Source organism: Luteibacter sp. PvP120, assembly GCF_054055715.1.
In genome coordinates this window covers 177640-201970 of sequence record NZ_JBSRXP010000003.1, presented here as the reverse complement: position 1 = coordinate 201970, position 24331 = coordinate 177640, and the positions used below count along the sequence as shown (strand labels likewise).

The following is a 24331-nucleotide window of genomic DNA, read 5'->3' as shown; positions in this document are numbered from 1 at the left end:
CCATGGATAGTCCCGCGCTGCGCTAGTGCGCGGGCACCAGCGGGGTAGGGTAGGCAAGCCGCGGCCGGTAGGGTTGCACCGAGGTTCCGAGGTTCGGTCCCATGCGGTGTCCCAGGGCGGCGGCGTTGTAGAGGCCCAGCTGGTTGGTGGCGCGATGGCCGACGTCGGTACCTTGCTGCACCGGTAGGGCGGGCGTGTTCGTGGGGGCGACAGCGCGGTTCAGGCACTCGAACGAAAGCGCCGCGATGCCCGCGCCGTTGGCCTCGGCGCAACCCGGAGCATCGGCTGACGCATTGACGCCGGGCAACGTGACGACCGCCCCGTGGTCGGCCACGGTCTGTGCGCTGCACCAGCCGCCGTCCAGCGCAGCGATGCACAACGCGATGGCAACAACACATCGCTTCGAGGCGTTCGCTGCGACGCCTTTCAGTCCACCTTGCCGAATATGCATCGTTCTCTTCCCCGCGATATCCGGTGATGGATAACACGCAAGTTCTCGCGGGTAAACGTCATTCCCCCGCTGTCATGGTCGTGTCATCGAGCCTGTCATCGAAACAGAGCCTGACTGTCATTCCGCGCGCCTAGCCTTCGGCCCGAAGACGAGCTTCCGTCCCGTCCGCCAGAGCGCGAGGAATGACCGTGGCACGCAGCGTTTTCGCGCTCGTCGCGTGCATGGTCCTGCTCGCGTCGTCCGGTGCGGTCGCGCAGGCGGGCAGGCCGTCCGAATCACCCCAGGGGACGGCAGAAACGCATGCGTCAGCGCGCTTCGACATCGACGAACAGTCCCTCGCCAGTGCCCTGCGCGCCTTCGGCGAACAGAGCGGCATTGCCGTGCTGTTCGACGACGCGCTGGTCGCGGGCCGCCTCAGTCGGGGTGTGCACGGGACGGCGAGCCCGCACGATGCGTTACGTATCCTCCTGCTCGGAACCGGCCTGGGTGCACGTTTCTCATCGACGAATGCCTTCACCGTGACCGCCGACGCGACAGCCCCGACGCCTGGCGTGCCCGATGCGCCCGCGATGGCACGGGACGGCTCGCCCTCGCTCGGCCAGGGCGATGCCTTCCTGATCCAGGCGAGCATCGCCCAGGCCTTGTGCGCAAGGCAGGACACCCGCCCGGGTGGCTTTCGCCTCGCCTTGCAGCTGTGGATCGACGGCTCGGGCACCGTGGAACGGGCATCCGCGCTCGCGCCTTCCGACGATCCCGCGCGAGATCGCCGGGTACTGGCCGCGGTGCGCTCGGTGCGTCTACCGCCCCGGTTGTCCGGCATGAGCCCGGTGACCGTGCTGCTCGTGCCTTCCCCCGCGTCGAGCGATCCCTGCCGCGGCGTCCGCGCGGGGGAGGATTGACCGTGGATACGTCGATGCTCGGCCTGTTCCTCGACAATTACGAGGACTTCCGCCGTCGCCTGCGTCGCCGACTGCGCTCGGACGACCTGGTCGACGACGTGCTGCAGGAAACCTACCTGCGCGTGCGCCGGCTCGACCCGAGCGAGGAACGTGCCCGGCATCCCACCGGCTACCTCTTCCGCATGGCCCTCAACATGGCGGCCGATCATCATCGTGCGTCGGGGCGCCTGCTCACGGGTGACGAGGTGGACGACCTGATCAACGGCGTCCACGATGGCCTGGACCCCTCCGCGGTGCTGTCGTCGCGGCAGGAGGTGCTGGCGCTGTCCGAGGCACTGGACACGTTGACCCGTCGCCAGCGCGACATCCTCATCGCGGCCCGTGTCGACGAACAACCCCAGGCAGACATCGCCGCGCGGCATGGCATATCCGTGCGCATGGTGGGCAAGGAACTGAAGAAGGCGCTTGAGACCTGCGCCACAAAAGTGGGACGAAAATCGTTCCAGCGGTTCGGTCCCGGTGCGGGCGAATCGTCTTGACCGATATGGACACCCTTCTCCTGCAACGCAGCGACCGCGAGGCACACGCCTGGCTGCTCCACCTCACCTCGGGCACGGCGACCCGCGAGGACGGTGAGGCGTTCCGGCGCTGGTGCATGGCCGACGAACGGCATGCGGAGGCCTTCGCACGCACGCGGCGCCTGTGGGAGCACCTGGGGCCGGCGATCGCCGAACACCGCGCGGGCGCGTCACGCGGGGATCGGGTCGCCCCGCGCCACGGCCTGCGCATGGACCGAAGGCGTTTCCTCACCGCGGCCGTCGCCGCGTCGGTGGCCGCCGTCCTCATCGGACGTCATGGGCTCGACCTGATCGCCACCGCCGATGCCTCGACCCTGCACACCGCGGTGGGCGAGCAGCGCCGGGTCGACGTGGCGCCGGGCATCCGGGTGGAAATGAACACGGCCAGCGACATCCACCTGCTTACCGACGGGCGGCGGGTCACCGGCATGCGGCTGCGCTCGGGTGAGGCGGTAGTCCACGTCGACCCGAGCCGCCGTGCGCCGTTCGTGGTGCAGGTGGCCGATGCCACCCTGGCCTCGGCGCCGGGCAGTGCGTTCGCCTTGCGCTGCCACGACGCGGCGACCAGCGTCACCTGCCTGGACGGGCAGACCGAACTGACCTGGGCATCGACGACGACGCGGGTCAAGCCGTCGCAGCAGGTGGACGTGGATGCGAACGGCCTGTCCGCACCGGTCGCGGTGAATCCGGATACCGCACTGGCGTGGCGCCGTCGTGTGCTCATCTACGACAACCAGCGGCTGGCCGACGTGGTCGCCGACATCAACCGCTACCGGCCCGGGCGCATCGTGATTACCGATCGTGCCCTTGCCGAGCGTCGCGTGCATGCGCGTTTCACCCTCGCCCAGATGGCCGACGTGACGACCCTCATCCAGGACGCGTATGGCGCCCACGCCACGCATCTCCCGGGGGGATGGGTGCTGCTCAGCTGAGCACGCGCCCGGGCGGCGCTTGGCCGGCCCATGAATCTTTCGTGACAGCGGTTCAGTGCCACCCGTGTTCCCGCGTCTAGGGGACAAACGGAACGACAGGGGACAGTCCGCGTGGCTACACGAGTAATACGGGTGAACGCATGAGTCGTGCCACGACGTCACGCCACGCGCTTGCGTTGGCGCTTGCGCTCGGCCTCGCCGTGAACGCGTCGGCCCAGGATGCGCCGACCGCGTTCGACGTCAACGAGTATGTGGTCGACGGCAACACGACCTTGCCGGCGCTGGATATCGAAACGGCGGTCTATCCGTTTCTCGGTCCCGGCAAGTCGATGAACGACGTGAGCGCGGCCAGGGACGCCTTGCAGAAGGCCTACCAGGCGCACGGCTACCAGTCGGTCGTGGTGGACCTGCCGCCGCAGCAGGTCAAGGGCGGGATCATCCGCTTCCAGGTCACCGAGAACACGATCGGCCGCGTGCGCGTGGAAGGCGCGACGTATCGCTCGCCGAAGGACATCCGCGACGCGGTGCCGGCGCTGCATGAAGGAGACGTGCCCGATTTCACCCGGGCCCAGCAGCAGCTCACGGACGTGAACCGGCGCAGTGGCGCGCAGGTGGTGCCGGTACTGACGCCCGGCAAGCTGCCGCAGACGATGGACGTGACGCTTAAGGTCACCGATGCCTCGCCGCTGCACGCCAGCCTCGAGGTCAACAACGACCACAGCGTGAATACGCCGGAACTGCGCACCGTTGCCAGCGTGCGCGACGACAACCTGTTCCAGGCAGGCCATGCGGCCTCGCTCACCTATATCGTCGCCCCGCAGCATCGCAATGCGGCGGAAGTCTGGGCCGGTTCCTACCTGGTGCCGCTCGACAGCGACTGGAGCGTGCTGGCCTCCGGTTATAAGTCCAACAGCAACGCCAATGCCGTGGGTGGCACCACCGTGCTCGGCAAGGGCAATGCCTTCGGCTTCACGCTCCTGCGTACCTTGCCGGCCCATGGGTCGTACAGCCAGTCGCTGTCGCTGGCGGTCAACCGCAAGCACTTCGACCAGAACATCACCCTGGGCGGTGCCACCTCGAAGGCGCCGATCACCTATATCCCGTTGACCGCCGGTTACCAGGGCCAGTCGGTGGACGAGAAGACGGTGCAGACGATCTCGCTGAGCGCCACGGCGGGCTTTCGCGCCGGCAGCAGCAGTTCGGCCGAGTTCGACTACCAGCGCTACCGCGCGCGGCAGAACTTCTTCTACGTGAAGGCCGACACCAGCCGTACCCATGTCCTCGACAACGGGTTCAGCCTGTTTGGCCGCCTCGGCGCGCAGGTGTCCACCTCGTCGCTGATTTCCAGCGAGCAATACGCCGCCGGCGGCGAGAGCAGCGTGCGCGGTTACCTGGAAGCCGAACAAACCGCGGACCGCGGCGCCATCGGCTCCATCGAGTTCCGCTCACCGTCGATCGCCGCACACCTGGGCGCATGGGTGAACGACTGGCGCTTCCATGCCTTCCTCGACGGCGCGCACCTGGCCCTGATGAACGCCTTGCCGTCGCTGGTCGATCCGTCCCGCCCCGAGGCCGGCAGCAAGACGGTGAAGAGTTACGACCTCTCCAGCGTGGGCCTGGGCACGCGCTTCCAGATCTTCAACATCGCCACCGGTGCGTTCGAGGTGGCCTATCCGTTCAACGACGGGCAGGCCACGCGCGCCCACGACACCCGCATCCATTTCTCGCTCAAGGCGGACCTCTGACCCTCGGGTCGGGTCCACGCATCCAGGGGACATCACCGTGAAACGACTTCTCATCCTGACCGGCCTGCTGTTGCTGACGCTGGTGCCGGCCGCGCATGCCGACACCTCCTGGTGGAACCAGGACTTCGCCTTCCGCAAGGCCATCACCATCGACAGCACGGCCAAGGGCGGCAACCTCACCACGGCGGTCGGCCGCGTGCCCCTGCTGGTCCGGTTGCACTCGGGCAACTTCACGTTCGACGGTGTGTCCGAAAGCGGCGCCGACGTGCGTTTCGTCGCCGCGGACGACAAGACCCCGCTGAACTACCAGGTCGAAAGCTTCGATCCGGTGCTCGGCGTCGCCCTGGTCTGGGTGGACGTGCCGCAGCTGGCGGCCGATGCCCAGCAGCCGATCTGGATGTACTACGGCAACCCGAAGGCGCAGGGCGGCGAGAAGGCCGGTGCCGTGTTCGACGCCGACTACGCGGCCGTGTATCACTTCGAGGAACCCGCCGGCACGCCGCCGCGCGACGCCACGGCGTACGCCAACAACGCCACCGGCAACGACATCCCCACTGTCGACGGCGTGATCGGCAAGGCCGCGCGCTTCGACGGCAGCAAGGTGGTGACGCTGCCGGGCAGCGTGTCGATGAACGTCGCCGACGGCGGCACCTTCACGGTCAGTGCCTGGGTCAAGGTCGATGCCGTGGCCGCGGGTCGTTCGCTGCTCTACGCGCGTCGCCAGGGCACGCAGAAGGTCTTCGTGGGCCTCGACAACGGCGTGCCCTTCGTACAGGTGGGCGACGCGGTGAGCCCCGTCGGCGAGCCGATCAAGGCCGGTGCCTGGACCCATGTCGCCGTGACCGCCGCGGGCAACGACATCGCCCTGTATGTCGACGGCAAGCCGTACGCAAAGCTGGATGCCCGGCTGCCCGCGATGAGCGGCCCGGCCACGCTCGGCGGCGATGTCGCCGGCCAGGCCGATACGCTGGTGCCGTTTGTCGGAACGATGGACGAGGTGCGTATCTCGCGCATCGCCCGTCCGGCCGCGCTGATCGCCGTGGACGCGCAGACCCAGGGCGCGGAGTCGAAGCTGCTGGCCTATGGCCCGGACGAGAAGCAGGCCGGCGTCGGCTTCGGCTACTTCGGCATCATCGTCAAGTCGGTGACGGCGGATGCCTGGTCCATCATCGGCATCCTGATGATCATGGCCGTCCTGTCCTGGGTGGTGATGTGGCAGCGCGCCACCTACGTGAACCGGGTCAGCCGCGCCAACGAGGATTTCCTCGACGCGTTCCGCCAGCAGGGGCGCAACATCCTCGCGCTGTCGCGCGATCCGGCCGCGGACCGGCTGGAGGCGTCGTCGCTGTATCGCCTGTACAAGGTGGGCGCCGGCGAAGTCTGGGGACGCCGTGACGCGGACGGCCGCGACCACATCGCGCCGGAATCCATCGAGGCCATCCGCGCCACGATGGATTCGGTGCTGGTGCGCGAGAACCAGCGCCTCGCCAAATCGATGGTGCTGCTGACCATCGCCATTTCCGGCGGTCCCTTCCTCGGGCTGCTCGGTACGGTGGTCGGCGTGATGATCACCTTCGCCGCCATCGCCGCGGCGGGCGACGTCAACGTCAACGCCATCGCCCCCGGCATCGCGGCGGCCCTGCTGGCCACGGTGGCCGGCCTGTTCGTCGCCATCCCGGCGCTGTTCGGCTACAACTACCTGCTGATCCGCAACAAGAACGTCACCGCGAACATGCAGGTGTTCGTCGACGAGTTCGTGACGCGCCTGGCGGAACAGCAGCGCAGCACCCACCCGACCGCCGTCGCGGCCTGAGGAGCGGACATGCGCGCCCAAGACGACGACAAACCGTACGACGACATCAACATCACGCCGATGCTGGACCTGGCGTACGTGCTGCTGGTGATCTTCATCATTATGACCACCGCGTCGGTGCAGGGCATCAAGGTCAACCTGCCCAAGGCGAGCTCCGCGGTGAGCATGGCCAAGCCGCAGACCAAGGCGATCACCATCTCCGACACCGGGCAGATCTTCCTCGACGCCTACCCGGTGACGATCGCCGAGCTGGAGCAGCGTCTGCGCTCGCTCAAGGCGCTGAACCCGGATTTCCCGGTGGTGGTCAAGGGCGACTCGACCGTCCAGTACCAGAAGGTGATGGACATCCTGGACCTGCTGCGCCGCGTGGACCTGCCGCAGGTCGGTCTGGTCACCGGCAAGGCACCGAAGGGTTGATCGCGTGAGCCCACACGACATCCCCCGTCGCAGGCAACGCCGCTGGCTCGGTCCGGCGATCGGCGCCATCGCGGTCGTTTTGCTCGGTGTGCTGATCTGGCATTTCGCCGGCAGCACCGTGGGCGTGCGCCGGGAAGCGCCGCGCATCGCCACCATCACGCCGCTGCCGCCCCCGCCCCCGCCCCCGCCGCCGAAGGAAAAACCGCCGGAGCCGAAGAAGGTGGAAGAAGACATCAAGCCGGTCGACAAGCCGCAGGACGTTCCGCAGAAGCCGGTGGACGCGCCCAAGCCGAGCAACGACGTAGCCCGCAACGTCACCATGAATGCCGACGCACAGGCCGGGTCCGACGCGTTCAACATCGGCGCGGGCGACGGCGGCGGCATGGTCGGTTCCGGTGGCGGCACCGGCAGCGGCACGGGCAGTTACGACCAGTACCTGGGTTACGCCATCCAGCAGGCCGTGCAGCGCGACGGCCGGGTCAACCGCCTGGCCTTCGACGTGCGCGCGGATATCTGGCTGGATGCCGACGGCAAGCTCACCCGCGCCGAACTGGTCGGCTCCAGCGGCAACCCGGACACCGACCAGGCGTTGCTCGACGCCCTGCGCACGATGCCCCACATCGACGTCGCGCCGCCGTCGTCGCTGCATTTTCCCCTGCGCGTGGCCATTCGCGGGAAGCGCCCCGCATGAGCCACGCCACCTGTTTCCCTTCGAAAGACACGACCCTGGATAGCCGGAGAGTTCGCATGACCATCGGAAAGGCCCGCCATCGCCCCGCGCGCGCCATGTTGGCCGCCGCCATCGGCCTGGCGATCTTCGCAGGCTCGGTGCACGCGCAAAACGCACCCTCGGACAACGCCACGATCAACCTGGTTCGCCTGCTGGTGAAGCGTGGCGTGCTGACCCAGTCCGATGCCGACGGACTCGTCGCCCAGGCCGCCGCCGAGGCGGCCCAGGCGCAGAAACTGGCCGGTACCGCGAATGCCGCGCCGGCCACGCCGGGCCAGGTGCGGGTCACCTACGTGCCGGAGGTGGTGCGCAACCAGATCAAGGATGAACTGCGCCAGGAAGTGGTCGCCCAGGCCAAACAGGAACACTGGGCCGAGCCCGGCAAGCTGCCGGAGTGGCTGGACCGCATCCAGTGGACCGGCGACATGCGCGTGCGCGACGAGTTCCATTACTACGACAAGGGCAACGTGCCTACGATGGTCGACTTCGCGCAGCTCAACCGTACCGGGCCGTACGACCTCAACAGCGGCAACCTGCCGCCCTTGCTCAACACCCTGCAGAACCGCACCAACTCGCTGCGCATCCGCGCGCGCCTGGGCGTGAACGTGGACCTGGGGCAGGGCGTCACCGCGGGTATCCGCATCGGCACGGGTAACGACAACAACCCGGTCTCGACGACGCAGACGCTGGGTGGCGGCCTGGCCAAGAAGGACCTGTGGCTCGACCAGGCCTGGCTGGCCTGGAAGCCGACCGCGTGGGCGCAGTTCATCGGCGGGCGCATGCCCAACCCCTTCATGAGCACCGACCTGCTGTATTCGAACGACCTGAACTTCGACGGTGTGGCCGGGCGGTTCGACGTACCCGTGAGCGATGACGTCACCACGTTCGCCACGGTCGGCATGTTCCCCATCGAATACCAGGCCGACGACTTCCCCTCCAACGGACCGGCCAAGGACGCCAGCCGCGACAAGTGGATGACCGGCGCGCAGATCGGCGGCACCTGGTCGTTCAGCGAGGATACGCGCTGGAAACTCGGCCTGGCCTATTACCGCTTCGATCACATGCGCGGCGAGTTGTCGTCGCCGTGCTCGATCTACCTGGGCGTGAACTACTGCGACACGGACGATACCCGTTCGGCCTTCATGCAGAAGGGCAACTCGCTGTTCCTGATCCGCAACATCGTCCCGGACCCGGCCTCGCCGTCGCGCTATGCGCAGCCGCAGTTCGCCGGCCTGGTCTACGACTACCACGTCGCCAACGCCACCACCCAGTTCGACACCAAGGTGGCGGACACGCCGCTGCGGCTGGAAGCGGATTACCTGCGCAACCTGGCCTACCACCGTCGCGACGCGTTCCGGCCGGACGTGGGCGTCAACCGGCTGGTGAACAACTTCGGTGCCGGCGACGTCAGCGAAGCGACGTACAAGAGCGGCCCGGTGGGCTGGATGCTGCGCGCCACCCTGGGCGACGTGAATCCGCATGCCGCGGGCGACTGGAACGTCAGCCTGGCCTACAAGTACCTGCAACCGGACGCCGTGCTCGATGGCCTGACCGACACCGACTTCCACCTGGGCGGCACCAACGCCAAGGGCTTCATCCTCGGCGGCAGCTACGGCGTGTCCACCTACGCATGGCTGACCCTGCATTACTTCAATGCCCGGGAAGTGTTCGGGCCGCCGCTGTCGATCGATGTCTTCCAGCTCGAAATGAATGCCCGGTTCTGAGGAGACGACATGAAACGAACCCTCATCGTCCTCGCGCTGCTCGTCGTGTGCCCCACGGCGTTCGCGCAGACCGCCAGCCTGGAAAGCCGGTTGCGCGACCAGCTGCGCGACACCCGGACGCAACTGCAGGACCTGCAGGCCCAGCAATCGCAGTGGGCCGTGCAGAAGGCGGCGCTGGAGAAAGAGCGCGACGAGGCCAGGCATAGCGCCGACGTGGCGCACACAGCATCGCAGCGGCCGGCCGGTCCGTCACCGGATGCCGTCCGCGCCCTCGCCGACGAGCGCCGCCGCCGCGAAGCGGCCGAGACGGACGTGCAACGTGGCAAGGCCGACAGGGAGTCGTCGGGGGTGGCGCTGCGCACGGCGGAAGCCGAGCGCGCGCGCCTGGCGAGGGAGCTGGATGTCGTCCGTGGCCAGGTCGATGCCTGCACCGCGCGCAACGTCCGCATGTACCAGGTGGGCAGGGATGTGATCGCGGCTTACGAGAACATAGACATGGGCGACATCGTGTCGTCGCGGCAGCCGTTTGCCGCGAAGTCGCGGGTGAAGCTGGAAGCCGCTGCGCAGTCGTTCGGCGACCGGCTCTACGAACAGCGGTTCGACCCCCGGGCCGGCCAGGCATCGGCGACACCGTGAGGCGGGGGGTAGCCCATGTATCCGGATCATGACGTCGCCTCGCAGACGGAGCGCGCCCCGCGGCTGTGGTCGCGTGCCCGGATCGATGCGGGGAGCCGCGACATGAGCTGTCCCTACGCCCTGGCCGAGATGCTGCGTCAGCTTTACTCGGCCGGACAGGCCAAGGCCGCCGATGTCTTGCTGGCGCGCTGTTCGCTCGACGGGCTGCAGCGATTGCTGGACGAGTCGTCCGCCTTCCTGGGCGCACGCGTGCGATATGCCGTGGTCGAGCACCTGCGCCACCGCAAGCCATCGCTGGAGGAAACCGCGCTGTCCACCATGCGCGCGATCGCCAGCGTGCTCAACGCCTGGCTGCATGACGGTCGCCGCCTGGCGATCCGCGCCGTACTGCGCGAATTCAGCGGGGAGGAGCTCAGGGAGCTCGCCGCGCTGCCCGAACTCAACGATGAAGTGGCAACGATGACTGGTGATTTCTCATGAGCGCGCGTATCCGGACTCCTGCCGCCACCCTCCGCCCGCTTCCGCCCGCGTCGCGACCGCCGTTCCGTCGCAAGGCGATGTGCCGGCTGATCGCCCTGGCGCTGTTCGGCGGCGGTGTCGCCCATGCGGCGACGACGCCTCCGACGTTCAGCGCGGCGTGGCTGGCGGCCAGGCAGCCGGGCGCGACGCCTTCATCGTCCGATGCCGTGCCACGCGCGGATGGCAGGCCTGCCAGCCTCACCCCGGGTAACGCGCTGCAGCAGCAACGTGTGCAGCAGTCGATCCAGAACCTCAACCATGCCGCAGCGGCGCTTGCCACGCAGATGCAGCAGCAGGCCACCGCCGCGGCCACCGCACCGCGTGTGTCCGGCGTGCCCGACGGCCTGGCCGAGGGTGGCCTGAAGCCGGCGGCCGGCCTCGCCGCCGATCCCACGCTGTGGCAGAACGCGCGCCAGCCCACCGACACGGTGGCAGCCAACGCCAGGCACACGGTGGAAGTGAAGCAGACGGCGAAGAAGGCGATCCTGACCTGGGACAGCTTCAATGTCGGCCGCGACACCACGCTGTATGTCAACCAGAGCGCAGGCAACCTCACCTCGGGCGGGAACGACTGGGTGGCGCTCAACCGCATCACCGATCCCACCGCGAAACCCAGCACGATCCTCGGCCAGATCAAGGCCGAAGGCACGGTGTACCTGCTCAACCGCAACGGCATGATCTTCGGTAGCGGCTCGCAGGTGAACGTGCATTCGCTGATCGCCAGCTCGCTGGATATCTACAGTCCCGACCGGGCCGCCAGCAACGCACGGTTCCTCGCGGAAGGCTTCGCCTCGACCGCCTCGGGCGGCCCGCAAATGAGTGTGTTGCAGTCCGCCTTCGCCCCGGGCGCGGGGCACGACGTCACGATCGAGAAGGGCGCCGGCATCACCACCGGCGCGCAGGGTTTCGCGATCGTCGCCGCGCCGAACGTCGTCAACGAAGGCGCGGTGGTCGCGGACGACGGCCAGGCGATCCTCGCCGCGGGCACGGTGTTCGATGCATCGCTGGCGGGCACGTCCGGGCGCATCCTGTTGTCGGAGACATCCAGCGGCGCCTATACGGAAGGGCGCGGCACGGTCAGCAACCGCGGCCTGGTGCAGGCGCGTCGCGGTGAAATCGACCTCACCGGTTACGGGGTGGCGCAGGACGGGGTCGTCATGGCCTCGACCAGTATCGCCGCACCCGGAACGATCAACATCACCGGTCAGTCGGGACGGGGCAGCCGCTCGGGTCCGGTGACCTTCGGTGCCCAGTCGGTCACGACCATCCTGCCGGAGAAGGACGGCGCCACGACCTCCTCGACCGCCGCCGCCGACAAGGTGTTCACGCCCGGCAAGGTCACGGTGACGGGCGGCAACGTGAGCCTCGCCTCCGGGGCGCTCATCGAAGCGCCGGGCTCGACGGTGGCGCTCACCGCGATCCGCGACAGCTCGCTCACCGGTGAAGGGGTGGTGGCGAACGCGGGCCGCGTCTACGTGGATGCGAACGCGACGATCGACGTGTCGGGCCTGGCCGATGTCGATCTGCCGATGTCCGCACTGCTGGTGAACGTGCCGCGCATCGGCCAGAACGAACTGGCCGACTCCCCGCTGCTGCGCAACGGTTTCCTGTACACGCAGAAGAATGTGCTGATCGACAGCAGCCAGTCTGGCACGCGCGCGGACGGCCTCGACTGGATCGGCAGCCCCATCCTGAACGTGAAGGGCTACGTGGAGAACGTGCCCCGCGATATTTCGCAGATGCTCACACGGGGCGGGTCGATCACGCTCGACGGCAACGAGGTGATCACCCGCTCGGGTTCCAGCCTGCGTCTCGACGGGGGCTATCTCGCCTACCAGGCGGGCTGGATCACCACGCCGAACCTGCTGGGTGCCGACGGTCGCATCTACGACATTTCCTCCGCCGACCCGGACGTGGCGTACATCGGCTTCGCCGGGCAGTACACCGCGACGCACGCCCGCTGGGGCGTGTCGCAGACCTATAACTCGCCGCTGCTGGGCGGCTCGCGCCGCTGGGCCGAGGGCTTCGTCTCCGGCAGCGACGCGGGCGATCTGGTGGTGCACGCGCGCAGCGGGCTGGCCCTGGACGGCGAGATGACGGCGCAGGCTACGGTCGGTGCGCGGCAGGCCGCCAACGGGACGCCGCCGGACGGCGGCACCTTCGTTTTCGATACCACCCCGGTGTCCATCGCGCCGCGCCAGGTCATTCCCGGCGTACGCCTGCAGCAGTCCTCGCAGACGCTGGAGTCGCTGATGCCGGGCTTCAACGGCGGCGACGACCTTGCCGATGTGCAGGCGCCGTCGGACGACGGCCAGACATGGTTGCTCCTTTCCGCGGACACGCTGGGCAAGGGCGGTTTTTCCGCGCTCACCATCAACAACCGCGACGGGGCGATCGAAGAGACGGCAGGCACCCAGGTCACCGTGTCACCCGGCGGCAGCGTATCGATGGCCGCTGGCCGCATCGACATCCATGGCAGCATCGTCGCGCCGTCCGGCGCCATAACGCTAACGACGCAGACGCTGGCGCAGTTCGCCGACCATGCGAATCCCGCGCCGGACATCACCCTGACCGACGGCGCGCTGCTCAGCACGCGCGGCCTGTGGGTGAACGATACGAATCGCGCAGGCACGGACGTGGCAGGAAGCCGCTTCGTCGATGGCGGAAACATCACCCTCGCCACCCGCCAGAGCTACCAGGGCGACGTCGAGGCGCAGGTCGACCAGACCGGCTCCATCCGCTTGGCCCGCGGCAGCACGATCGATGTCTCCAGCGGGGGTTACGTGGGCGTCGACGGTCGCGTGGCGACGGCGAACGGCGTTCCCCTGGGGCGTGGCGGCAACGTGTCGCTGCTGCTTTACGACGTGCCGTCCACCCTGGCGTTCGGCGACCAGAAGCCGCCCACGGCGCTGGACAGCGGCTACCTCGTCATGGATGGCGCGATCAACGCGTATGGATTCGCCGGCGGCGGCACGCTTGCCCTGCACGCGGCGCAGGTCCAGGTGGGTGGGGATCCCGCCGCCATGACCCAGCCAAACGGGCTTTACCTCACGCCGTCGTTCTTCCAGGGGCAGGGCTTCGACAACTACGTGCTGCACGCGGTCACCGACGCGACGGTCGCGCCCGGCACACAGGTCCAGGTGCGGCGCGCCAATCGCGTCGCCGACCTGGATGCCTTGCGCTTCCTTGGCAGCGGAACGGATACCGATGCGTCCAACGGTGCGTCGGTCATCGGTTACCTCGATCCGTACCAGCGCTGGGCCACCCGTGGCACCGGAACCGGACAGGGGCCGGGCTTCACCCTGGTCGCCGGCGATTACCTCGGATGGCCCTCGCGCGGTTCCGCGGGCGGGCAGTCGGCCGCGCCGGTCTATGCCGGCGTCAGCGGATCGGCGGACATCGGCGCGGGTGCGCAGGTGGTGGTGGACGCCGGCGGCACGATCGCGCTCGCTTCCCCGGGTGCGGTGGTCGTCGACGGCACGTTGCGCGCGCCAGGCGGCAACATCTCGCTGACGAACAGCAAGGCCGGCAACACGGTGCAGGTGCAGCCTTCGCGGGTCTGGCTGGGTGCCACGGGTGTACTGGACGCCAGCGGCGTCTCGCTGATCGACACCCAGGCCACGCCGGCGACGCTGACGGGCGCGGGCGCAGGTGTGTCGGTGCGCGCCACGCCACGTACCGGCACGGTGCTCGACGGTGGCCGTGTCACGCTCGACTCGCCCTATACGGGCTACGTGGTCGCGGCGAACGGGTCGGTCATCGATGTCTCCGGCGCCAGCGACACCTACGACCTGCCGACGGGAACGCGTCGGCTCAACGGCACGACGGTGGACGACGCCCCCACCGCGGTATGGAGCGACGCCGGCACTATCACGATCGGCGCCGTCTCGGGCCTGTACCTGGGCGCCGCACTGAGCGCGCATGCCGGCGACACGCGTGGCGAGGGCGGTTCGCTGGCCATCGTGCCGCGCGACGAGGTGGGCGGCGACGCCTGGGCGCCCGTCACGATGCTCGTCCGCGCCCGGGTGGAAAACGCGCCTGGCTACGCCTCCGCCGTCACCGATACCGGTGCCTCCGCGCAGGGTGTGCTCGCCTTCGGGGTGGACCGTCTGCAGGGATCGGGCATCGCGAGCCTGTCGCTGGGTGCCGACCCTGCGGGCGGCGTCGCGAACACGATCGTACCGGTGACCTTCGCCGGCGACGTCGATCTCGATCTCGCACGGTCGTTCTCGGCGTATGCGCTGGCCTATCGGGCCGTCGGCAACGACGCGACCGGCACGCAGCCGGTGAACGGATTCCGCAGCGGTAACGGCCAGGTCCATCTCCGCGCGCCCTACGTTCACCTGGCGGGCGGCGCACCCAGCGTGACGGCAGCGGAGGCCGGCGACGGCACCCTGCTTGTGCAGGCGAACGCGATCGACCTTGGCGGCGCCCTCAACCTGCAAGGCTGGAGCGGTGCGTCATTCAACGCCACGGGCGATCTCCGCTTCGCCCAGGACGCGCAGCTTGCCTACGACACGGCGGGTGCGCGTGTGCCGGGCATGCTCTTCAGCACCGGCGATCTCACCTTCCGCGCCGCGCAGGTCTATCCCGCCACCGACTACCGGTTCGTCATCGACGCGAACGCCTCGGGGATCGCCGATGCGCAGGGCAACGCCCGCGAAACCACGGTCACCTTCCTTCCCGGCGGACCGTCGTCCGCACCCTTGTCCGCGGGCGGCGCGCTGCTGGTCAGCGCGGATCACATCGAGCAGCAGGGCACGCTGCGCGCGCCGGCGGGCTCGTTGATTCTCGGCGTGAGCGATCCGCAGGCCGCCGCGTCCGCCTTCGGCCTGGGCGCCGCCTACGCGCCGCTCGTGGCCACGACCTCGGTGCACCTCGCTCCGGGAAGCATCACCTCGGTGTCGCTGGGTGGCGCGACGGTGCCATACGGCAGCACCGTCGACGGCGTGGACTGGCGCTATAACGGCGCGGCCAACGTGGCCTCGGCCTCGCTGACGGCACCGCCGTCGAAGCAGGTGGAACTGCACGGAACCGCGCTGGCGCTGGACAGCGGTGCATCGATCGATCTTGCCGGCGGTGGCCAGCTGCAGGCGGCCGAGTTCGTCGCCGGCGTGGGTGGCACACGCGACGTGCTCGCGTCGTCGGCAACGGGCACGGGCGCGGCCGTGTACGCGATCCTCCCCGGGTTCACCGGCCCGGTCGCGGCGCAGGACAGCGCTTTCTCCAGTGCGGGCGGTACCCAGCCCCGCGTGGGACAGTCCGTCTACCTTTCCGGCATGCCTGGCTTGCCCGCAGGGATGTATACCTTGTTGCCTGCGCAGTACGCGCAGCTCAGCGGCGCCTACCGCATCGTGCAGGACACCACGGCGCAGGACAGCGTGCTGGGCCGTTCCTCGCGCATGGCCGACGGCACCTATGCCGTGTCCGGTTACTTCGGCGATGCCCTCAGTGGTGCGCGCGATGCGCGCAACACCCGCTTCCTCGTGCAGTCGGCACCGGTGTGGCAGCAGTACTCGCAGTATCGCTTTACCGATGCGGATACCTTCTTCACCAGCCTGGCGAGCAAGAAAGGCCAGGTCGCCACGCAGCGTCCGATGGACGCCGGCCGCCTGATGATCGACGCGGGCCAGCGGCTGGACCTGGGTGCCACGCTGGCCACCACGCCGGGCAAGGGCGGGCGTACCTCGCAGGTGGACATCGCGGGGCAGGCCATCCAGATCCTCGGCGCCGGCGATGTGGCACGCGACGGCTACCTCGGCATCGCCGCCGACGGCCTGACCACCCTGGGTGCGGGAAGCCTGCTCATCGGCGGCACCCGCAGCGCGGCGGCCGATGGCGACCACGTGGACGTGAAGGCGAGCAGCGTCCTGCTGTCGAACGATGCGGCGCATCCGCTGTCGGGCCAGGAAATCCTCCTGGTGGCCGCGGGTTCGGCGGATGGCGAAGGCGTGGTGCTCGACGATGGCAGTGTCATCCAGGGGCGCGGCGACGCGAACACGGGTGGCAACAACGCCCTGGTGTTCGGTCGGAACGCAGCGATCGACGCCAGCGGTGCGCCGGTCGCTGCGATCAGCGGCGACGGCTCACTGCTGCGTGTGTCGCAGAACGGCGCGTCGTCGGTGACCCGCCTGGGCCTGCCCGTCGACGGGACGGCGCAGGGGCGCCTCACCATCGGCGCCGGCGCCAGTGTGGACGGCGGCAACGCATTGACCCTGGACGCCACCGGCCGCATGCGCGTGGACGACAGCGCCTCGCTGTCGGGCAAGTCGATCGATGCCACCGCGAACCGCGTGAGCTTCGTGGCGGACGGTGCGGTCGGCGCGGATGACGGCCTTTCCATCGGCTCGCGAACCGTCGCGCAGCTGCGTGGCGCGGACAGCGTGGTGCTGCGAAGCCGTGGCGAGATCGACTTCGTCGGTCCGCTCGATATCGCGTTCGATCGGGCGCTGACACTCAGTGCGGGTGCGCTGGTCGGCGACGGCAGCGACGTGCGCCTGCGCGCGGGCACGCTGACATTCGCCAACGTGCTCGGCGCCGCCGCGGGTGCGGCGCTGGCAGGGTCCGGCACGTTCGACGCCCAGGCCAGCGAGGTGGATTTCGGTGCCGGCACGCTCGCCCTGCATGGATTCGATGCCTTCAACGCCACCGCCGCGCAAGGCTTTGTCGCCCAGGGGCAGGGCGGGGTCGACTTCGGCGCCGCCGCCGTGGCGCTCAGCGCGCCGGTATTCGTCGCCGACGGCGGTGGTGCGACGACGCTCGGCACGACGGGAACGATGTCGCTGCGTGGCGCCGCCGGGAGCGCCCTGACCCGCGACGGGCTCGGCGGTTCACTGACCCTGCAGGCGGCGTCCCTCGACGATGCCATGAACCTCACTGCTACCTCGGGAACGCTGCGGCTGCGTGCGACGGACGGCGACCTGACGGTCGCCCCCGGCACGGTGCTCGACGCCTCCGGCGCGGTCCGCACCTTCTTCGACACCGCCGCGTATTCCGCCGGCGGCAATGTCACGCTCGACGCCGGCAAGGGGAACATCGTCATCGGCGACGGCGCGGCGATGCGTTTCGCGGGCACGACCCAGGGCGGTGACGCCGGTACGTTCCATGCGGTGGCCGGCGGCAATCTCCTGCTCGGTGGCAGCTACGACGGCCATGCGCTCGCCGGTAACCGTGGCGGTTACTTCACGGTCGGCTCGGGTGGCACGCTGGACCTGGATGCCCTCTCGGCACTCGCCGCTTCGGCAGGTGCGACGGGCCTCGTCGACATCAGCAGCGGGCAGGGCGACCTCACGCTGTCTGCCGGCCATGCGTTGACGGCGCAGAAGGTGTACCTGTACGCCAACGGCGGCACGGCGCGCGTGGACGGTCGTATCGACGCGAGTGCCCCGGCAGGCAGCCGTATCGAGGTGTGGGGCCGCCAGGGCGTGGATATCGAAGGCCAGCTGGATGCGCACACGTCCATTCCCGCCCAGCGCGGTGGCGACGTGGTGCTGGGCACCACGGGCACGCCCAACGGCCAGCTGGACCCGACCCGAGGCTACGAGCAGGTGGACCGCCAGGACGCCGGTTACATCCATATCGGCGCGAACGCGGGCATCGACGTCTCCGGCGGCTCCGGCGATGCGTTCTCCGGCGGTCGCGTCAGCATGCGCGCGCCGCTGCTTGCCGACGGCGACGTGCCGATCACCGTCGACGCCGCTTCGGCGATCAAGGGCGCGCGCGACGTCACCCTCGAGCCCTATGCCGTGTGGAGCACGAAGGACGCCTCCACGGGCGCGCAGCATTTCGACGGTATCGTCGACCCCGCCGGCTGGTACGCGAATGGCGGCGCCACGATGGTGGCGGGCAAGTGGACCGATGCATCCGGCAAGGTCCTGGCCGCGCCGGTCGGCGACGACCAGATCGCGACCTACCTGTCGAAGTACTTCTTCTTCCCGGATGCCGTGAACGCCGACCATGCCGGCTTCTACGGTTACCTGGGTGGCGACATCGCGAACGGCCCGGGCACGCTGATGGGCTTCGTGCAGCAGCCGGGCTTCAGCTTCGGCTCGCGCTTCGCGGACATCCGGAACGTGAACGTGCGACCGGGCATCGAGCTGCGCAATCCTTCCGACGGCCCATCGCAGGGCGACATCGCCGTGCTCACCAACTGGAACCTGGGCGCGGGCGTCACCGGTAGCGACGGCAGAATCCAGCTCGCCTATCGCTATGGCAGCGAGGCGCCGATCCTGACGGTGCGCGCGGCCGGCCATCTCGACCTCAAGGCCAGCATCACGGATGGTTTCTACCAGCAGAACGACGGTGCTGCCTTCAACAACCCGGGCAAGGCCACGTCGCCGACCAACCCGACGGACCCCACCAACCCCACGGACCCGACGAACCCTACCGATCCGACCGATCCGACCGATCCGGGTACGCCTCCGGACAATGGCTATACCGATTCCGTGGCCGCGTACCAGACCGCCGACCAGTACCTCGTCGACAACGGCAACCTGTGGAACGGCAGCATCAACCTGCGCGACGGCGACCCCGATAACGCGATGACGCCCGGCGGTGGCACCGCCGATATCAGCAAGGACCCGTACTACCAGCCGTTGCAGGCTCCGCTCCAGGGCCAGAGCACGGCTTACTACACGAATTACCGGCAGTACCTCGTCGAGTACGGCGACGGCGACAACCCGGCCTGGGCGGCGGCCTTCTCACGCGCGAACAACGTGGTCGGCTTCCTGGTCTACAACCCGACCACACTGGCGGCGCCGCAGCCGGGTTCGTATACGAACTATGCCGACTACGCCACCGACTACGAGAGCTGGCTGGAAGGCCATTTCGACGTCGACAACCGTGGCGTCACCCCGTCGCCGATCCTGTTGCCGGTGGATGGCGAGTACGCGGTCTGGTCGCAGAACTACACCGCCTATATCGGCGGGCACGATACGTATTTCCGCTACGTGAACGGGCGCGTCGGCAACCGGCTCAGCGGTAGCCAGCTGTTCTATGCGCCCTTCGCGCCGAAGTCCGACGGCGCCGGCGGTGGCTCGGGTTCGGGCTCGGGGTCGGGGGCGAATCCGAGCTCGGGGACGAGCCCGGCGTATGACCAGTCTGTCGCGTCCTACCAGACCATCCAGAGCTACTTCGACCAGAACGGCATCTGGAACGGCAGCATCAACCTGCGCGACGGGGACCCCGATAACGCGATGACGCCCGGTGGCGGTACCGCCGATATCAGCAAGGACCCGTACTACCAGCCCTTGCAAGCGCCGTTGAAGACGCAGACCGACGCCTACTATGCGAACTACAAGCAGTACCTGACCGAGATGGGCGACGGGGACAACCCGGCCTGGGCGGCAGCATTTACCCGCGCGAACAACGTGGTCGGTTTCCTGGTCTACAACCCGACCACCCTGGCGGCGCCGCAGCCGGGTTCGTATGCGAACTATGCCGACTATGCGACCGACTACGAGACCTGGCTGGAAGGCAATTTCAGCGTCGACAACCGCGGCGTCACCCCATCGCCGATCCTGCTGCCGGTGGATGGCGACTATGCGACCTGGTCGACGAACTACACCACCTATATCGGCGGTCACGACACCTACTTCCGCTACGTGAACGGGCGCGTCGGCAACCGGCTCTCCGGCAGCCAGCTGTTCTATGCGCCCTTTGCACCGAAGTCGGACGCGGTGCCTTCGGACTCGAATCCTGCCTATGACCAGTCGGTGGCTTCCTACCAGACGATCCAGAGCTACTTCGACCAGAATGGCATCTGGAACCGCAGCATCAACCTGCGCGACGGGGACCCCGATAACGCGATGACGCCCGGCGGCGGTACCGCCGATATCAGCAAGGACCCGTACTACCAGCCCTTGCAGGCGCCGCTGAAGACGCAGACCGACGCCTACTATGCGAACTACCAGCAGTACCTGACCGAGATGGGCGACGGGGACAACCCGGCCTGGGCGGCGGCGTTTACGCGTGCGAACAACGTGGTCGGCTTCCTGGTCTACAACCCCACCACACTGGCCGCGCCCCAGCCGGGTTCGTATGCGAACTATGCCGACTACGCGACCGATTACGAGACCTGGCTGGAAGGCAATTTCAGCGTCGACAACCGTGGCGTCACCCCATCGCCGATCCTTCTGCCGGTGGATAACGAATACACGACCTGGTCGACGAACTACACCACGTATATCGGTGGTCACGACACCTATTTCCGCTACGTGAACGGGCGCGTCGGCAACCGGCTCTCCGGCAGCCAGCTGTTCTATGCCCCCTTTGCGCCGAAGTCCGACGCGGTCGCCACCGGGCCGGGCGATGGTGGTGGTGGCAGTGGTGGCGGTGGCGGTGGTGGTGGCAGTGGTGGTGGCAGTACGACGCCCGTCGTCGTGCCGCCGCCGGCTCCGAACAATTCGCCTTCGAACATGCCGTCGCTGGGTAATCCCGCGTCGTTCGCGTCGGCGACCCTGCTGGGTGGTTCCAGCACGTCGTACCGTCTCATCGCCGGGGCGGACACCGGCGCCACCGATCCGCTGGCGACGTTGGCCACGGGTACTGGCGACGTGCGCCTGGCCGGTCACTTCGCCGTGCAGGACACGGTCACGGATGCCACCGTCGTGACGCCTCGCAGTCCGTACGCCGGCAAGACCTGGCTGATGCCCACCACGATACGCACCGGCACCGGTTCGATCGACGTCGCTTCGGCCGGCGATATCGCGTGGCTGGACACCGCGGCACCGGCGACGATCTACACGGCGGGTGAACCGGCGGAAGGAACCACCGCCGGTACCGACGTCAGCGTGCTGCGGCCATCCGAGCGTGCGCCGGGAGCGGCGGACACGCAGCCGAACATGGTCGTCAACGGACTGGTGAATCCCGATCGCGCCGGCGACCTCTCGTTGCATGCCGCCGGCAATATTCAGGGCATCCAGTCGGTAACCGACACCGATGGCAGCCTCACCAAGGCTACGGCGGGGACGCCCATCTCGCAGTACTGGTGGCAATGGATGCAGGTGGGCAACGCCGCCGACGGCAGTCGCTCGTCGATCGACTTTTCCAACTTCCGCCAGGGCGTCATGAGCCTGGGCGGCAACGTGGACGTACAGGCGGGCGGCACCATCGGCGAGTTGTCCGTATCGCTTCCCACCACGTGGTACGCCAACGATGCCCGCGATGCGATCACGACGGTGGGCGGGGGTGACCTCGCCGTGCATGCGGGCGGCGATATCCTCAGCGGCGCCTATTTCGTGGCGCGCGGCAAGGCGGACATCCGCGCGGACGGTCGCATCGGCGCCTCGGAAGCGTTGTCGGCCGTCAACGTCGGCAACGTCACCGGGCTGGGCGACACCATCACACCCGTGTCGACGCTGATCGGCATGCAGGACACGGTGGCTACCGTAAGCGGCCGGCAAGGCGTCGACCTGGGTGGCGTGTACAACCCGTCGTACTACAACTCGACCGGCGTGTTCACGGCCCTGTTGCCTGCGACGCACCCCGATGCCCAGTCGTACTCGGCGCGGTCGGCGCTCACGGTGAGTGCCCTGGCCGGCGACCTGGTCTTCGGCAGCCTGTCGGCACCGGGGCTGGTCTTCGGTGCCGGCGGCGTGGCTGGCCCCATCCTGCCAGCCTCCCTGGCCATGAACGCCTTCGGTGGCGATATCGACATCCGGGTCAACGGGGAACTGTTCCCATCGGCATCCGGCAACCTGTCGCTGCTGGCCAGCGGCGGGATCGCGTTCTCGCGGCAGACGATCCTGGATTCGCTGGGCACGGGCTTCGGCCTGATCGACAGCGATCCGGCAGGCATGCCCAACCCGCTCGCGCCGGTGGCCAGCCAGTCGATCTACCTGGGTGTCGACGATCGCACCGCGCAGAATGCGGTTTACCACGATGCGGACGGCCTGCATCGCGACGACGTGCAGCCCGTCCGGATCTATGCGCTGGGTGGTGACATCACCGACGGCCTGGACGCGCCCAACGGCTTCAACTACCTGTCGCTGGTCATCTACCCGGCCAAGCAGGCCTTCATCCAGGCGGGCAGGGATATCGTGAACCTGTCGCTGGTGGGGCAACACACCCGCCGCGCCGACATCACGCGTGTGCGGGCCGGACGTGACATCTACGACACGCCCTATCTCGCCAACGTGAGCTTCTACGGGCCCATTCCGAATGCCTATCATCTCGCGCCCTCGCTGCTGCTGGGAGGACCGGGCGCGTTCCTCGTCGATGCCGGTCGCGACATCGGGCCATTCACCAGCCAGACCGACGTGGCGGCGGAGACGCAGGTCGGTCAGGTGAGCAAGCCGACGGGCATCCAGGCCGTGGGCAATCTGTACAACCCCTACCTGCCGCACGAAAGCGCCGAGATCCTGGTGAACTTCGGCGTCGGTCCGGGCATGGACACGGCGGGCTTCCTGGCCCATTACCTCGATGGCGCCGACGGCCTGCCGAGCCTCGTGCCCGACCTCGTCGATTTCATGCAGCGGCGGCTCGCGGGTACGGTAACGGACACGGGCCACGTGGGCGACGAGGTCGCGGTGACGTTGACGGCGGCGCAGGCGCGGTCACTGTTCGCCCGGCAGCCGGACGATGTGCAGCGGCTGTTCGCGCAGAAAGCGCTGTTCAAGCTGTTGGCACAGGTCGGTGCCGACTACAACAGCCCGGAAAGCAAGTACTTCAGTCAGTACGCCCGTGGCTATGCCGCCGTGGAGGCCATGTTCCCCGCCAGTGACGGCTATACCGCCAACGGTACCGGCCAGGGTGGCCTCAACGGGGCGACGAAGCCGGTGGACACCGGCAACCTGGACGTGCGCAGCTCCACGATCCAGACGCAGCAGGGCGGTGACGTGACGATCCTCGGTCCGGGCGGCCAGGCACTCATCGGCAGCACGGGAGCGCCATCGCAGATCGTCGACATCAACGGTCGCGTTCTTGCGGGACCGAACACCATGGGTGTGCTCACCCTCGAGACGGGCAGCGTCAACCTGTTCACCGACAAGAGCGTGCTGCTGGCCCAGAGCCGCATCTTTACCGAGCGCGGCGGCAACGTCACGATCTGGAGCTCGAACGGGGACATCAACGCCGGCCTGGGCGCCAAGACCACGGCGGAGGTGCCGCCGCCGGTCTACGTGTGCGACGTCGATGCGTGGTGTCGTATCGATGCGCGCGGGCAGGTCGCCGGCGCGGGCATTGCCACCTTGCAGACCGTGGAAGGTGCGCCGGCCGGCAACGCCTATCTCATCGCGCCGCGCGGTACGGTGGATGCGGGCGACGCGGGTATTCGTGTGGCAGGCAACCTCGTCATTGCCGCGGCGCGTGTCGCCAACGCCGACAACATCCAGGTCACCGGTGAGTCGGTGGGTGTTCCGGTCACGGCATCGGTGAACATCGGTGCGCTCAATGCGGCGAGTACGGCGGCGACCGCGGCGACGCAGGCCGCGGAAGATGTCGTCAGGAAGCAGCAGGCCGACACGCGCGACAAGCTGCCTTCCGAGATATCGGTGCAGGTGCTGCGCGACGGCGACACGACCTCGAGCATCGCGCCTGCCCGCGGATACGACGCGGGCAGTCCGGTCCAGGTACTGGGCCATCAGGCGGCAGGCGATGCGCGACTGACGGAGGATGAGCGACGCGCGCTGCGACAGCTGTGAGAAGGTTGCAGATGCGGCAATATCGGGATAATCATGCGCTATTTAGGCACAACGTCAGCGGGCGATGACAACGCATATGTACGTTCAATACGAGGTGTGATCGCCACGTTATGTGGAGTGAACGAAGTCATCGTTGCATCACAATCCGCGACACCGAAACACCATCAACACGTCACCGCAAGATGCCACCTTTGTCGTCGCCCCCGATCGGGGGGCTTCTATGCAAGGGGATACACCATGCGTTTCA

Annotated in this window: 12 protein-coding genes; 11 read left to right on the top strand and 1 reads right to left on the bottom strand. The window is 68.3% G+C overall.

Annotated features, from left to right (window positions below):
* Positions 1-22 precede the first annotated feature (22 nt).
* Complete coding sequence (locus ACVKN3_RS08115; protein WP_354514486.1) at positions 23-451, bottom strand: hypothetical protein; 429 nt, start codon at positions 449-451, stop codon at positions 23-25.
* 188 nt (positions 452-639) lie between these two features.
* Between ACVKN3_RS08115 and ACVKN3_RS08110 the strand changes: the two genes are divergently transcribed.
* The 11 genes from ACVKN3_RS08110 (at position 640) to ACVKN3_RS08060 (ending at position 24084) form a co-directional block, all read left to right on the top strand.
* Positions 640-1350 (top strand): secretin and TonB N-terminal domain-containing protein, encoded by a 711-nt coding sequence (locus ACVKN3_RS08110; protein WP_354514488.1) that lies wholly within the window; start codon positions 640-642, stop codon positions 1348-1350.
* Positions 1351-1352: 2 nt separating this feature from the next.
* A complete protein-coding gene (locus ACVKN3_RS08105; protein WP_285402260.1) occupies positions 1353-1889 on the top strand; it encodes an RNA polymerase sigma factor in 537 nt (178 codons plus the stop codon).
* Between the two features lie 5 nt (positions 1890-1894).
* Complete coding sequence (locus ACVKN3_RS08100; protein ID WP_354514490.1) at positions 1895-2860, top strand: FecR family protein; 966 nt, start codon at positions 1895-1897, stop codon at positions 2858-2860.
* A gap of 140 nt (positions 2861-3000) precedes the next feature.
* Complete coding sequence (locus ACVKN3_RS08095; protein WP_285402258.1) at positions 3001-4605, top strand: ShlB/FhaC/HecB family hemolysin secretion/activation protein; 1605 nt, start codon at positions 3001-3003, stop codon at positions 4603-4605.
* Between the two features lie 37 nt (positions 4606-4642).
* Positions 4643-6418 carry a DUF2341 domain-containing protein gene (locus tag ACVKN3_RS08090; protein WP_354514492.1) on the top strand — a complete coding sequence of 592 codons (1776 nt, stop codon included), beginning with the start codon at positions 4643-4645 and terminating at the stop codon, positions 6416-6418.
* Positions 6419-6427: 9 nt separating this feature from the next.
* Complete coding sequence (locus ACVKN3_RS08085; RefSeq protein WP_036142026.1) at positions 6428-6835, top strand: ExbD/TolR family protein; 408 nt, start codon at positions 6428-6430, stop codon at positions 6833-6835.
* Between the two features lie 4 nt (positions 6836-6839).
* Positions 6840-7526 (top strand): energy transducer TonB family protein, encoded by a 687-nt coding sequence (locus ACVKN3_RS08080; RefSeq protein ID WP_354514495.1) that lies wholly within the window; start codon positions 6840-6842, stop codon positions 7524-7526.
* A gap of 56 nt (positions 7527-7582) precedes the next feature.
* Positions 7583-9289: a putative porin gene (locus ACVKN3_RS08075; RefSeq protein ID WP_354514497.1), complete on the top strand. Its 1707-nt coding sequence runs from the start codon at positions 7583-7585 to the stop codon at positions 9287-9289.
* Between the two features lie 9 nt (positions 9290-9298).
* Positions 9299-9925 (top strand): hypothetical protein, encoded by a 627-nt coding sequence (locus ACVKN3_RS08070; protein WP_354514499.1) that lies wholly within the window; start codon positions 9299-9301, stop codon positions 9923-9925.
* A gap of 102 nt (positions 9926-10027) precedes the next feature.
* Positions 10028-10405 (top strand): ribonuclease III domain-containing protein, encoded by a 378-nt coding sequence (locus ACVKN3_RS08065; protein WP_185754413.1) that lies wholly within the window; start codon positions 10028-10030, stop codon positions 10403-10405.
* Complete coding sequence (locus tag ACVKN3_RS08060; RefSeq protein WP_354514501.1) at positions 10402-24084, top strand: filamentous haemagglutinin family protein; 13683 nt, start codon at positions 10402-10404, stop codon at positions 24082-24084. The genes ACVKN3_RS08065 and ACVKN3_RS08060 overlap by 4 nt, the downstream gene beginning before the upstream one ends.
* The last annotated feature ends 247 nt before the right edge of the window (positions 24085-24331 follow it).